Raw genomic sequence first — 12,750 nt, 5'->3', positions numbered from 1 at the left:
AACTAAGACAAATGAAAAAGTTAATATTAATAATGTTAGTCGGATTTTTATGCAACACACTAGTTGCACAAACAACCACTGACAAAGTAGAAAATGTAAAAGTTGAACAAACTGTAAAAAAGTGTTCTTCTGAAGAGGTTAAGAAATGTTCTTCTGAGAAATCAACAAAAGCTTGCAGTAAAGATGCTAAAGCTGATAAAACAGCTTCAAAAGCGTGTTGCTCAGCAAAGAAAGAAAGCTGCTCTAAAGACAAAGCCGAAAAATCTGCATCAAAAAAATGCTCTAAAGGAGATGCTTGTTGTACAAAGACAGGTAAAAAAGTTGCTAATTGCGACAAGAAAAAACAGGGATGTTGTAAGTCAGATGCCAAGGCATCCAAATAAAAACATATATCTTTTTCAAAAACTCGAATAGTTAACTATTCGAGTTTTTTTATTGAAATCAATTAATAAATGAGTTTTCATCATCATCAGCTAGAAAACGGAATAAGGATAGTTCATAAAAAAACTACTGGGGCAGTAGCCCACTGCGGTCTTATTATAAAAGGAGGCTCCCGTGATGAAGCCGAGCAAGAACAAGGTCTAGCTCATTTTATAGAACACGTTATCTTTAAGGGGACTTCTAAAAGAAAAGCATATCATATTCTAAGTAGAATGGAAGATGTTGGTGGTGAACTTAACGCCTTTACAACTAAAGAAGAAACTTGTATTTACTCCTCTTTTATGCCCGAGTATTATAGCAGAGCATTAGAATTGTTGAGTGATATTACTTTTAATTCTATTTTTCCAAAAAAAGAACTTGAAAAAGAAAAAATAGTCGTTCTCGATGAAATAAATTATTACAAAGACAACCCTTCTGAACTAATTTTTGATGAATTTGAAGAGCAAGTCTTTAGCAATCATTCATTAGGCAAAAACATATTGGGCACCCCCAAACACATACAAACTTTTGACAAAAAAATGATTGAGGATTTTATGCATAAAAATTACTTAACTCATGAGATAATAATTAGTTCCGTAGGAAACATTAGCATGAGTAAGTTAATAAAAGTCATTGAAAATCATTTTGCAAATATCCCTAAAAAGGATTTAAAAAGAGAAGAAAACAAATTTTCAAATTATAGAAAGAAGGAAATAGAAGTAGAACGAAAAGGATTTCAATCGCATTGTATTTTAGGAACTGAAGCATATGGAGTCAATCACCCCAAAAAAACAGCATTAATCTTATTAAATAATATTTTGGGCGGACCCGGAATGAATTCAAGATTAAATTTAGCTATTAGAGAAAAATATGGATTCACCTATTCAATTGAGTCAAACTATACTTCTTACAGCGACACAGGAATATTTTCAATATATCTAGCGTCAGACAATGACAAAATGAATAAAAGCATTAAGCTAGCTAAAAGAGAGTTGATAAAATTTTGCGAAAAACCACTGGGAACACTTCAACTAAAAAAAGCTAAACAACAACTAATAGGTCAAATTGCTATAGGTCAAGAAAGTGAAGTAAATCTAATGTTAGCAATGGGGAAAAGTATGCTACTTTACAATAAAGTTGATACCTTTGAATTAGTGAAAAATAAAATTGAAAATGTTACTTCCGAAGAACTTGTAAATGTAGCTAACGAAGTGTTTAACTTGGACAATCTATCCAGTCTTATATATAAAGTATAATGGAATTTTTACCTGAAAAAATAGAACAATACGCCTGTTCACACACTGAAAAAGAAAGTGATGTTTTAGCAAAGCTAAACAGAGAAACTTGGGCAAAGGTTCTCATTCCCAGAATGTTGTCGGGACACCTTCAAGGTCGAGCATTAAGTATGTTTAGCAAAATGATACGTCCCAAAACAATTTTAGAAATTGGTACATACACAGGCTATTCAGCAATATGTTTATCAGAAGGATTACAACCAAATGGCAAATTACATACCATCGATATTAATGAAGAATTAACATCTATGTCTTCTTCCTACTTTAAAGAAGCAGGTATAGCAGAAAATGTTGTTCAACATATTGGTAATGCAACAAAAATAATCCCTACCATTGATGAAGAGTTTGACTTAGTATTTATTGATGCAGATAAAGAAAATTATAGTACGTATTTTGAAATAGTTATAGATAAAATGCCAATCGGCGGATTTATTATAGCAGATAACGTACTATGGAGTGGTAAGGTAGTTGAGGAAATTAATGACAAAGATCAAGAGACTAAAGCTCTGAAAGATTTTAATACACTTATTCATAATTCAGACAGAGTAGAACATATTTTAATGCCTATAAGAGATGGCTTGATGATTTGCCAAAAAACAAAATGAAACAGCTATCATTCGAAAATACTGAAGTTGCTTTTCAAAGTAAAACAACAAATCAACTGAATAAATCCTATTGGCTTTTTAAACTAGTAAGCAACAACACTTTAGTTAAAATATCCCCTTTACTTTTAAAACTTGCATTTTTCTTTAGACTTCCTATAAAAGGCTTAATCAAACAAACTATTTTCGAACAATTTTGTGGTGGAGAGTCTATTGACACATGCGATAAAAGGATAAAAGATTTAGCACAATATCAAATCGGCACTATTTTAGATTATTCTGTCGAAGGTAAAAGTAGTGAAGAAGACTTCAATAGAGTAACCCAAGAAACTATTCGGACAATACTAAAGGCCAAAGACGAGAATAACATACCTTTTGCTGTCTTTAAAACCTCAGGACTAGCGCGTTTGGAGCTTTTAGAAAAAGTGAGTAGTGCAAAAGAAGAGCTCAACAATGAAGAAAAAGAAGAATACGAAAGGGTTAAAAATCGTATAAAAACAATTTGCTCAACAGCTTATGATAATAATGTCCGCATATTTATTGACGCTGAAGAGAGTTGGATTCAAGATGCAATAGATAGTTTAGCTACTTCAATGATGCGTAAATATAATGCCAAAAAAGCTATTGTATTTAATACTCTTCAAATGTACCGTTGGGATAGGTTTGCTTACCTCAAGCAAAGCTATGCCGATGCTGAAAACGGCAATTACTTTCTTGGCTTAAAAATTGTAAGAGGTGCATACATGGAAAAAGAAAGGGAAAGAGCTAAAGAATTGGGCTATCCATCCCCTATTCAAAAAGATAAAAAAAGTTGTGATAATGATTATAATTTAGCACTCACATTCTGCATTAGTCATATTGATAAAATTGCTTTGTGTGCTGGAACACATAATGAAGAAAGTTCTATCCTATTGACAAAGCTTATGGCAGAAAACAATATCCTTAAAAAGGATATAAGGGTTTACTTCTCTCAACTATTAGGCATGAGCGAACATATAAGCTTCAACCTTTCTAAACATGGATATAATGTAGCGAAATATATGCCATACGGTCCTATCAAAGATGTATTACCTTACCTTATTAGAAGAGCGGAGGAAAACACATCAATCTCTGGGCAAACAGGAAGAGAGCTTGCATTGATAATAAAAGAAAAAAACAGAAGATCTTGTTAATAGCAAGAACAGCTATCATCAGATAAAGAAAAATCTTTTAAGGTAACTTTATCATCACAAAGGTCGAAACCAACACTGAGGCTTTTTTTCTCAACAACGTAATATTTACAAGGCGTTGCATCTTTATCACTTTTTTCAAAATTAACTTCACCATCGTTTAATACATTTAAAACGTCTTTTTGCTCCAAGTTAAGACAGTCTAAATGGCATTGAGCTTGTGAACTAATATATATAGTATCGTTATTTAGATGGTACAGTACCCTATAATCCAAATCAAAGTACTGAGTATATTCAGTAAATCTTCCCGGAAAAGCAAATCTGATAATCATTACTCCAAGTAATACCCCGAAAAGGAAAATTAAAAAACGTCTAGTCATTATATGCTGGCAATAATTAAGTCTATTTCTTTGTAATCTAATTCAAACCACTCGCCTACCATTTTGTTGGTTAGCATTCCGTGGCAAATATAAACACCTTGACGTAAACCGACATCAGAAATAATAACATTATCCAAACCTCCAAAATCTCCTGATTTAAGAATAATCGGAGTTAACAAATTACTTAATGAAAAAGATGCCGTTCGTGCAACTCTAGAGGGAATATTTGGCACACAATAATGAACCACCCCAAATTTATTGAAGATAGGCTTTGAATGATTTGTAATTTCAGATGTTTCAAAACAACCTCCTTGATCAATACTTACATCAATAATTACTGATCCTTCTTTCATATCAGAAACCATTTGTTCAGAGACAACACAAGGAGTTCGCTTATCGTTTGAGCGCAAAGCACCAATAACAACATCAGCTCTTTTAAGTGCCTTGGCAAGAACTTTAGGCTGAATGATTGATGTGAAAACGCGAGTATTTAAATCGTTCTGCAGTCGTCGTAATTTGGATAAAGAGTTATCAAAAACTTTAACAGAGGCACCTAAGCCCATAGCGGAACGTGCTGCAAACTCACCTACAGTACCAGCGCCGATAATTACAACTTCTGTAGGAGTAACACCTGCAATACCTCCTAACAGCAAACCTTTACCATGGTTCACATTACTAAGACATTCTGATGCAATAAGAATTGAAGTGTTACCAGCTATTTCACTCATGGAGCGAATTAACGGCATCATTCCTGAATCATCTTGTATAAATTCGTAGGCTAAGCAATTGATTTTTTTGATTGCCAATTTTTCAATAAACTCTTTTGAACGAGTTGTTATTTGAAGTGCCGAAATTAACGTTTGACGCCCTTTCATCATTTCAATCTCTTCGATTGTTGGCGGCTCAACTTTTAAAATGATATCAGCTTGATAAATTTCTTTGGTATCATAAACTATTTTTGCTCCTGCTTCACTAAACTCAGAATCTGAAAAGTTAGCTCCTTCACCAGCTTTGGTTTCAATAAGAACCTCGTGTCCACGACTAACTAATAGCTGAACAGCATCGGGCACAATAGCAATTCTACTTTCTTGAAATGTAATTTCTTTGGGAACGCCAATAAATAAAGATTTGGCTTGTTTTTTTAATTCTAGTTTTTCTTCTTGAGGTATTAAATCACCACTTCCAAAAGATGAAATATTAGTCATTGAACACTAATTTAATAATTCTTTTTTCCTTTTCTACATCAATATAAATATGTGCAAAATCTGAAGGCAACAAATCTCCGATTAAAGATGGCCATTCGACAAAAGAATATGCCGAACTATCAAAATAAGACTCCACACCTATATCATATGCCTCACTTTTATCTTCCAAACGATAGAAGTCGAAATGATATATTTTTCCATTTATTTCACTAATATACTCATTTACAATGGAAAAAGTAGGGCTTTTAACCACATCTATTACTTTTAGCTCTTTGCAGATAGACTTAATAAGTGTCGTTTTTCCTGCACCCATTGAGGCATGAAAAGCTATTTTTTTACTTTTTGAAAGCTTAATTATTTCAGCACTTATCGAATCAAGTTGAGATAGGTCGGTACAAATCCACTCCATATTTACTTCGGACTAAGAGTTACAATAGGAATAATCATTTCTTCAAGAGATATACCTCCGTGTTGAAAGGTTTCTTTGTAATGATTAACGTAATAGTTGAAATTGTTAGGGTATGCAAAGAAATAATCTTCTCGAGCAAAAATATACTTACTACTGATATTTACTGATGGCAAAAATACATCTTTTGGATTATCAATTTCATAAACTTCTTTAGCATTATACTTCATATTTTTACCTTGTTTATAACGTAGGTTTGTTGTCATGTCCTTATCGCCCAAAACCTTAGTTGGTTTTTTGACTAAAACGGTCCCATGATCTGTAGTTATAATCAGCTTATGTTTATTTTTTGCGATAAAAGTCATCATATCTTTTAATGGTGAATGCTCAAACCATGAGGTCGTTAGCGAACGATAAGCAGCATCATCTTCTGCTAATTCTTTAATCACTTTCATATCGGTTCTAGCATGCGAAAGCATATCTACAAAATTGTATACAATAACATTGAGCTGGTTGTGAGAGAGATTTTGCATATTGTCAGCTAACTTCCTACCAGCATCTATGTTAGTGATTTTGTTGTATGACATTTTTAAATGACCCTTTCCTAGACGTTGAAGCTGAGCAGACAAAAACTGCTCCTCAAACATATTTTTACCTCCCTCATCAGTATCGTTTTTCCACCAATCTTTATGTAGCCTTTCCATCTCTAGTGGCATGAGTCCTGAAAAAATTGCATTTCTAGAGTATTGAGTTGCGGTTGGCAATATGCTTAAGTATAACGATTCTTCATCTATTCTAAATTCTGAAGATATAGATGATTCTATCATTTTCCACTGATCGTATCGCAAATTATCAATAACAATAAAGAATGTACTTTTATCTTCTTGAATATTTGGCAGAACCTTTTGTCTAAATAACTGATGTGACATTAATGTAGAATCCTCATCTTTTAGCCAAGACTGATAATTAGATTTCACATATTTGAAAAAATGTGCATTAGCTTCAGCTTTTTGCATTTCCAAAATTTGTTTCATACCATCATCGCCTGAACGTTCTAGTTCAAGTTCCCAAAATGTAATTTTTTTAAACAATTCTATCCACTCCTCTTTGGATAACACTCCGCCAAGCTTCATTCCTATTGATGTAAACTCCTTCTGATAATCAGCATTAGTTTTTTTACTGACCAAACGATCACTATCGATATGTTTTTTGATAGATAAAAGAATTTGGCTAGGATTTACTGGCTTTATGAGGTAGTCCAAGATTTTTGAGCCTATAGCTTCTTCCATTATACTTTCTTCCTCACTTTTGGTAATCATAATAACAGGCATATTGGAACGCTTATCTTTCAACTGAATAAGTGTTTCTAAACCCGACAAGCCCGGCATATTTTCATCTAAAAACACTAAGTCAAAATGCCTGTTTTCGACCAGTTCAATAGCAGTAACACCATTATTAGCTGTTACTATTACATAACCTTTATCTTCTAAAAACATTATGTGAGGCTTTAAAAGATCAATTTCGTCATCAACCCACAGGATAGTTATCTTTTCATTTAAATTCATATCTTCATCGAGAATTACAAGGATTAAAATTACAGTTATTTTTTGAATGAAAGAATCATCAAAAATCATAAACGACCCATTGTATGGTTTTATTAGTCTACAGGGCGGAATTATTTTAAGTTTAGTTGAACACCCTTACTTTCAGAGACTTAGAAGAATCTCTCAACTAGGACTCACCAGCCTTGTTTATCCTGGAGCACTTCACACTCGCTTTCACCATGCTATTGGCGCTATGCATTTAATGCAAAAAGCAATAAACGTTTTGAGATCAAAAGGGCATGACATTAGCGATAAAGAAGCAGAAGGAGCTAAAATAGCTATACTTTTACATGACATTGGGCATGGAGCATATTCACATGCTCTCGAGCATAGTATTGTTGACCATGTAACTCACGAAGAATTGTCACTCTTTTATATGGACAGGCTAAACGATGAGTTTGATGGAAGGCTTGACTTGGCAATCGAAATTTTTAAAGACGAATATCCTAAATCTTACCTACACCAACTGGTCTCTAGTCAACTTGATATGGACAGAATGGATTACCTAAATAGAGATAGTTTTTATTCTGGAGTTCAAGAGGGTATTATTGGTGCAGAACGAATCATCAATATGTTAGATGTAGTAAACAACAAGTTAGTTGTTGAAAGTAAGGGAATATATTCGGTAGAAAAATTCCTTATTGCTAGACGCTTAATGTACTGGCAAGTGTATTTTCATAAAACAGTAGTTAGCGCAGAACAGATGCTAATAAAGATTCTACAAAGAGCAAAAGAACTTAGCCAAAATAATGTAGAATTATTTGGAACTAGCAGTTTTCAGCTATTCTTAAAAAATAATTTTTCTATTGAAGATTTTAAGTCTAACCCCAAAGTATTTGAAGCATTTACAGAACTCGATGATTACGACATAATGGCCTCAATTAAAGAATGGCAAAATCATCCTGATAAAATTTTATCAACTCTATCCAATATAATTGCAAAAAGAAAGTTGTTCAAAGTAAAATTATTAGACAAACCGTTGGAGGCTAATGTTGTTTCAAAAGCAAAAAAGAATATTATCGAATCCTACGATATAGATGCTAAAAATGTTGATTACTTTTTTCTAGAAGGAGAAATAACAAACAATGCATATAAATTAAATGATTCTGATATAAACATTTTGTTCAAGGATAATATAACAAAGGACTTGATGGAAGCAGCGGATAAATCGACGGTTTCAGCATTATGCAAAACCGTTAAAAAATATTTTTATTGCTTCCCAAAAAACCAACATATTTGAACTATTTTTATCAAAGATGATTTATACAGTAGGTGAAATAGCTAAAATCCTAAAAGGACAAGTTGTAGGAGACAGCAACTTCAAAATAAGTATGCTTTCAAAAATAGAAGAAGGAAGCAAAGGAAGCTTAAGCTTTTTAGCAAATGAAAGATACGAAGAGTTCCTATACACCACTAAATCTAGTGCTGTGATAGTCAATTCAAATCTAGAAATTGACAAAACAAAAGTTTCGACAAACCTGATAATTGTTGAAGATGCTTATCAAAGTTTTGCCTACATGTTAGACGAATTCAGTAAATCGAGAAATAAAATTGAAGGCATTCACAAAACCTCAAGCATTGAAAAATCTGCATCTATAGGCAAAAGATGTTTCATAGGAGCTAATGTTCACATAAGCGATAATGTGACCATTGGAGATAATGTTAAAATTTATCCGAATAGTTATATTGGCGAAAATAGTACAATTGGGAACGACACTATTTTATACTCTGGCGTAAAAATCTATGATCATTGTAGTATTGGCGAAAAATGTTTCATACAATCAGGAGCAATTATTGGAGGTGATGGCTTTGGTTTTGCACCAAACTCAGAAAATGAATATACCAAAGTCGCACAGATAGGAAATGTAATTATAGAAGATAATGTTGAGATTGGAGCTAATACAACGATAGACAGAGCAACAATGGGATCGACTATTATACGCCAAGGTGTCAAATTAGACAACCTTATTCAGATAGCTCATAATGTTGAGATTGGAAAAAACACCGTTATAGCCGCTCAATCTGGAGTCGCTGGTTCAACAAAAATTGGAGAAAATTGTATGATTGGAGGTCAAGTAGGAATTGTTGGTCATCTGAAAATAGGCAACAACGTTAAAATTGCTGCACAATCTGGAATCCAATCCAATATTAAAAACAATGAAATAGTTCAAGGGTCACCTGCTTTTTCTATTTCTGACTATAAAAGAGCATATGTCTATTTTAGACAACTTCCAAAACTAAATAGTTTGGTAAATAGAATTGAAAAAGAACTAAATAATATACTAAGTAAATAAATGCCAAATTATCAGCACACTATATCCACTACAAAATCTATTAGTGGATATGGTCTTCACACAGGTATTAAGTCTACCCTTACCTTTAAAGCAGCGCCTATAAATTCTGGGATAAAGTTTATTCGCACTGACTTAGAAAACAATCCTGTAATAGAAGCTTCTTTATCTAATCTTGACGAAACTAATAGGAGAACACAGCTAAAGAAAAATGATGCCATTGTTCAAACTACCGAACATTTACTCGCTGCATTAGCAGGTTTAGAAATAGATAATTTAGATATAGAAATTGATAGTCCTGAGCTCCCTATCTTAGATGGAAGCTCGAAATTATATATTGAAGTGTTATCTGAAGCTGGACTAAAACAGCAAAATGCCATAAAAAAAGTTTATAAAGTTAATAGAACACTCTGTTTCAAAGATTCTGAAACTGGAAGTGAATATATACTTGAACCTGCTGAAGAGTTTAAAGTTGACGTTCAAATAAATTACCAATCTAAAGTATTGCAAGTATCCTCTGCACAACTAAACAGTTTGAAAGACTTCACAAAAGAAATTTCTGATGCAAGAACATTCGTATTTTTGCATGAGATAATGCCCCTTTATGAACAAGGATTAATCAAAGGCGGCAGTCTTAATAATGCTGTTGTTTTTGTTGAAGAAAAAATAAATTCTAAAGAACTTCTTAAATTAGCAGATATTTTTAATAAGAAAAATATAGAAGTTAAAAAGCAAGGAATTCTAAATAATATAGATTTAAGATATGAAAACGAACCGGCTAGACACAAACTTTTAGATGTAATCGGAGACTTAGCTCTTATTGAAGGACATATTCAAGGTCATCTTAAAGTTATCAAACCAGGACACAAATCTAATATTGCATTTGCTAAGAAATTAATTAAAATTATGAAAAAAGAAGCCCCAATTTACGATCCTAATCAAACTCCAGTAAAAGATATCCATCAGATTATGGACATGTTACCACATAGACCCCCATTTCTATTAATTGATAAAATAATGGAATTAAGTGACACACACGTTGTTGGGATTAAAAATGTGACCATAAACGAAGATTTTTTTAACGGTCATTTTCCAGGTGCTCCGGTAATGCCAGGTGTTCTTCAAATAGAAGCTATGGCACAAGCTGGTGGAATCTTATTGTTAAGCACTGTTCCAGATCCTGAAAATTATCTTACCTACTTTATGAAAATTGATAAAGTAAAATTCAAACAAAAAGTTTTACCAGGAGATACTATAATTTTCAAATCAGAGTTAATAAGTCCTATAAGACGAGGAATATGTCATATGTTTGGACAAGCTTTTGTTGGTGACAAACTCGTAATGGAAGCTGAATTAATGGCTCAAATAAAAAAAGTAAAGTAGTTTAATGTCACATACATTTTCAAATATATCACCCAAAGCAAAAATCGGTAAACGAGTAAAAATTGAATCATTTGTAAGTATAAGTGATGACGTAGAGATTGGTGATGACTGTTGGATTGGTTCTAACGTCACTATCATGGATGGCGCTAGAATAGGCAATAACTGCAACATTTTTCCGGGAGCGGTTATTTCAGCGATACCTCAGGATTTAAAATTTTCTGGCGAAAAAAGTGTTGTTAGCATTGGAGATAATACCACCGTAAGAGAGTTTGCAACTATTAATAGAGCAACTGATTTTAGTGGAGTAACTTCAATTGGAGAAAATTGTCTTATTATGGCCTACGTTCACATTGCTCACGATTGTCACATTGCTAATAATGTTATTCTTGTAAACAGCGTTCAATTAGGCGGACATGTAGAGATTGCTGAACACGCAATTATTGGCGGAATAAGTGCTATTCATCAATTCGTGAAAATCGGCTCTTACGCCATGATTTCTGGCGGCTCACTAGTAAGAAAGGATGTTCCACCATATATTAAAGTGGCAAAAGAACCACTAAGTTTTATCGGAATTAATTCTATCGGACTATCAAGAAAAGGCTTTAGCGAAGAAAAAATATTAGAGATACAGAATGTCTATCGAACTATTTTTCAATCCAATTTAAACTATTCTCAAGCTTTAGAAAAAATAAAAAAAGAATTTCCTGAAAGTGAAGAAAGAGAAAATATAATCCAATTTATTAGTGAATCAGAAAGAGGAATTATAAAAGGATACAAACAATAATAAATATGGCAACAACATCAGATTTCAGAAACGGACTTTGCATAAAACATAACAATGACTTATGGCAAATTGTAGAGTTTCAACACGTTAAACCAGGTAAAGGACCTGCATTTGTGAGAACCAAGTTGAAAAATCTTACTAACGGAAGACGACTTGACAATACATTCACAGCTGGAGTAAAAATTGATATTGTTAGAATAGAAAATAGAAAACATCAATTTCTTTATGCCGATGGAGATACTTTTCATTTTATGAATACAGACAATTACGAACAAGTTTTTCTCAATAAAGAACTCATTAACGCCCCAGAATTTTTAAAAGAAGGAGAAAATGCTGATATACTTTTCCACGCAGAAGAAGAAAAGATATTGGGTTGTGACTTACCTGCATCAGTAGTTTTAGAAGTCACCTACACTGAACCGGGAATTAAAGGCGATACGGCAACAAACGCATTAAAACCATCAACAGTAGAAACAGGAGCTACTGTAAATGTTCCATTGTTTATAAACATTGGTGACAAAATAAAAATTGACACTCGAAAAGGGGCTTACTCTGAGCGTGTAAAATCATAAATGCTAAAAGCCTTTCATAGCAAAGGGCTCATTGAGGCTGGTTGTGACGAAGCCGGTCGAGGATGTTTAGCTGGTCCTGTAGTAGCTTCAGCAGTAATACTGCCTACAAACTTCAAGCACATACTACTTAACGATTCAAAACAACTCACTCACAAGCAACGCGAATTACTCGAGCCTATCATTAAAGAAAAAGCCATTTGCTGGGCAATAGGTATCGTATCCCCTCAAGAAATAGATGAAATTAATATTCTTAACGCTTCTTTTCTTGCTATGCATAGAGCAATAGAAAAGCTAAAAGGAAATATAGATTTATTACTCATTGATGGAAATCGATTTAACCCGTACAAAAACATAGAACACTTGTGTATAGTTAAAGGAGACTCAAAATACGCTTCAATAGCGGCAGCATCAGTACTTGCTAAAAATTATAGAGATGAATTAATGATAGATTTAGATTCGGATTTCCCTCAATACGATTGGAAAAACAATAAGGGTTATCCAACAGCAAAACACAGAACAGCTATTGGTCAAATAGGTATTAGCAAACACCACAGAAAAAGCTATCAATTACTTCCCACCCAAATCAAAATTGAATTTTGATACAATTTATAATTACTTAAATTTGAGCTGTCAATCTCA

14 protein-coding genes are annotated in these 12,750 nt (G+C 33.1%); 10 read left to right on the top strand and 4 right to left on the bottom strand.

Annotation, left to right across the window (positions count from 1 at the left end):
• Positions 1-11 precede the first annotated feature (11 nt).
• From P8I29_03730 to P8I29_03715, 4 genes are all read left to right on the top strand, one after another.
• The gene (locus tag P8I29_03730) at positions 12-383 is read left to right on the top strand and encodes a hypothetical protein (protein ID MDG1916908.1); all 372 of its coding nucleotides are present in this window, start codon (positions 12-14) and stop codon (positions 381-383) included.
• A gap of 69 nt (positions 384-452) precedes the next feature.
• Positions 453-1,676 carry a pitrilysin family protein gene (locus tag P8I29_03725; protein ID MDG1916907.1) on the top strand — a complete coding sequence of 408 codons (1,224 nt, stop codon included), beginning with the start codon at positions 453-455 and terminating at the stop codon, positions 1,674-1,676.
• On the top strand, positions 1,676-2,320 hold the full coding sequence (locus P8I29_03720) for an O-methyltransferase (protein ID MDG1916906.1): 645 nt from the start codon (positions 1,676-1,678) through the stop codon (positions 2,318-2,320). The genes P8I29_03725 and P8I29_03720 overlap by 1 nt, the downstream gene beginning before the upstream one ends.
• Positions 2,317-3,489, top strand: a complete 1,173-nt coding sequence (locus tag P8I29_03715) for a proline dehydrogenase family protein (protein ID MDG1916905.1) — start codon at positions 2,317-2,319, stop codon at positions 3,487-3,489. Before P8I29_03720 ends, P8I29_03715 begins: the two co-directional genes overlap by 4 nt.
• On the opposite strand, the gene P8I29_03710 is transcribed toward P8I29_03715, so the two are convergent.
• Genes P8I29_03710 through P8I29_03695 form a run of 4 tightly spaced genes read right to left on the bottom strand, consistent with a single transcriptional unit; the run spans position 3,486 to position 7,042 of the window.
• Complete coding sequence (locus P8I29_03710) at positions 3,486-3,866, bottom strand: DUF4258 domain-containing protein (GenBank protein MDG1916904.1); 381 nt, start codon at positions 3,864-3,866, stop codon at positions 3,486-3,488. The two genes, P8I29_03715 and P8I29_03710, sit on opposite strands and share 4 nt — an antisense overlap.
• Positions 3,866-5,071 (bottom strand): alanine dehydrogenase, encoded by a 1,206-nt coding sequence (locus tag P8I29_03705; GenBank protein ID MDG1916903.1) that lies wholly within the window; start codon positions 5,069-5,071, stop codon positions 3,866-3,868. Before P8I29_03705 ends, P8I29_03710 begins: the two co-directional genes overlap by 1 nt.
• Complete coding sequence (tsaE, locus tag P8I29_03700; protein ID MDG1916902.1) at positions 5,064-5,480, bottom strand: tRNA (adenosine(37)-N6)-threonylcarbamoyltransferase complex ATPase subunit type 1 TsaE; 417 nt, start codon at positions 5,478-5,480, stop codon at positions 5,064-5,066. The genes P8I29_03705 and tsaE overlap by 8 nt, the downstream gene beginning before the upstream one ends.
• Positions 5,481-5,482: 2 nt before the next feature.
• Positions 5,483-7,042, bottom strand: a complete 1,560-nt coding sequence (locus P8I29_03695) for a bifunctional response regulator/alkaline phosphatase family protein (GenBank protein ID MDG1916901.1) — start codon at positions 7,040-7,042, stop codon at positions 5,483-5,485.
• Between the two features lie 46 nt (positions 7,043-7,088).
• Between P8I29_03695 and P8I29_03690 the strand changes: the two genes are divergently transcribed.
• From P8I29_03690 to P8I29_03665, 6 genes are read left to right on the top strand one after another with little or no spacing between them, the layout of a single operon-like run.
• A complete protein-coding gene (locus P8I29_03690; protein MDG1916900.1) occupies positions 7,089-8,321 on the top strand; it encodes an HD domain-containing protein in 1,233 nt (410 codons plus the stop codon).
• A 16-nt stretch (positions 8,322-8,337) separates the two neighbouring features.
• The gene (lpxD, locus tag P8I29_03685; protein ID MDG1916899.1) at positions 8,338-9,375 is read left to right on the top strand and encodes a UDP-3-O-(3-hydroxymyristoyl)glucosamine N-acyltransferase; all 1,038 of its coding nucleotides are present in this window, start codon (positions 8,338-8,340) and stop codon (positions 9,373-9,375) included.
• Entirely contained in the window at positions 9,376-10,755 is a 1,380-nt protein-coding gene (locus P8I29_03680; protein MDG1916898.1) for a bifunctional UDP-3-O-[3-hydroxymyristoyl] N-acetylglucosamine deacetylase/3-hydroxyacyl-ACP dehydratase, read from the top strand.
• 4 nt (positions 10,756-10,759) lie between these two features.
• Complete coding sequence (gene lpxA, locus P8I29_03675) at positions 10,760-11,539, top strand: acyl-ACP--UDP-N-acetylglucosamine O-acyltransferase (GenBank protein MDG1916897.1); 780 nt, start codon at positions 10,760-10,762, stop codon at positions 11,537-11,539.
• A gap of 5 nt (positions 11,540-11,544) precedes the next feature.
• Positions 11,545-12,111, top strand: a complete 567-nt coding sequence (efp, locus tag P8I29_03670) for an elongation factor P (GenBank protein MDG1916896.1) — start codon at positions 11,545-11,547, stop codon at positions 12,109-12,111.
• Positions 12,112-12,711 carry a ribonuclease HII gene (locus tag P8I29_03665; GenBank protein MDG1916895.1) on the top strand — a complete coding sequence of 200 codons (600 nt, stop codon included), beginning with the start codon at positions 12,112-12,114 and terminating at the stop codon, positions 12,709-12,711.
• Positions 12,712-12,750: the final 39 nt, after the last annotated feature.

The organism is Flavobacteriales bacterium (assembly GCA_029248105.1).
Lineage (GTDB): Bacteria > Bacteroidota > Bacteroidia > Flavobacteriales > UBA7312 > UBA8444.
Note: the sequence above shows the minus strand (reverse complement) of the source record. Positions and strands in the feature narration are given on the sequence as shown.

What these genes read in the sequence shown, in the direction of transcription:
- P8I29_03730 (MDG1916908.1), top strand. Translation starts at nt 12, where the DNA reads ATGAAAAAGTTAATATTAATAATGTTAGTCGGATTTTTATGCAACACA.
- P8I29_03725 (MDG1916907.1), top strand. Translation starts at nt 453, where the DNA reads ATGAGTTTTCATCATCATCAGCTAGAAAACGGAATAAGGATAGTTCAT.
- P8I29_03720 (MDG1916906.1), top strand. Translation starts at nt 1,676, where the DNA reads ATGGAATTTTTACCTGAAAAAATAGAACAATACGCCTGTTCACACACT.
- P8I29_03715 (MDG1916905.1), top strand. Translation starts at nt 2,317, where the DNA reads ATGAAACAGCTATCATTCGAAAATACTGAAGTTGCTTTTCAAAGTAAA.
- P8I29_03710 (MDG1916904.1), bottom strand. Translation starts at nt 3,866, where the DNA reads ATGACTAGACGTTTTTTAATTTTCCTTTTCGGGGTATTACTTGGAGTA.
- P8I29_03705 (MDG1916903.1), bottom strand. Translation starts at nt 5,071, where the DNA reads ATGACTAATATTTCATCTTTTGGAAGTGGTGATTTAATACCTCAAGAA.
- tsaE (MDG1916902.1), bottom strand. Translation starts at nt 5,480, where the DNA reads ATGGAGTGGATTTGTACCGACCTATCTCAACTTGATTCGATAAGTGCT.
- P8I29_03695 (MDG1916901.1), bottom strand. Translation starts at nt 7,042, where the DNA reads ATGAATTTAAATGAAAAGATAACTATCCTGTGGGTTGATGACGAAATT.
- P8I29_03690 (MDG1916900.1), top strand. Translation starts at nt 7,089, where the DNA reads ATGAAAGAATCATCAAAAATCATAAACGACCCATTGTATGGTTTTATT.
- lpxD (MDG1916899.1), top strand. Translation starts at nt 8,338, where the DNA reads ATGATTTATACAGTAGGTGAAATAGCTAAAATCCTAAAAGGACAAGTT.
- P8I29_03680 (MDG1916898.1), top strand. Translation starts at nt 9,376, where the DNA reads ATGCCAAATTATCAGCACACTATATCCACTACAAAATCTATTAGTGGA.
- lpxA (MDG1916897.1), top strand. Translation starts at nt 10,760, where the DNA reads ATGTCACATACATTTTCAAATATATCACCCAAAGCAAAAATCGGTAAA.
- efp (MDG1916896.1), top strand. Translation starts at nt 11,545, where the DNA reads ATGGCAACAACATCAGATTTCAGAAACGGACTTTGCATAAAACATAAC.
- P8I29_03665 (MDG1916895.1), top strand. Translation starts at nt 12,112, where the DNA reads ATGCTAAAAGCCTTTCATAGCAAAGGGCTCATTGAGGCTGGTTGTGAC.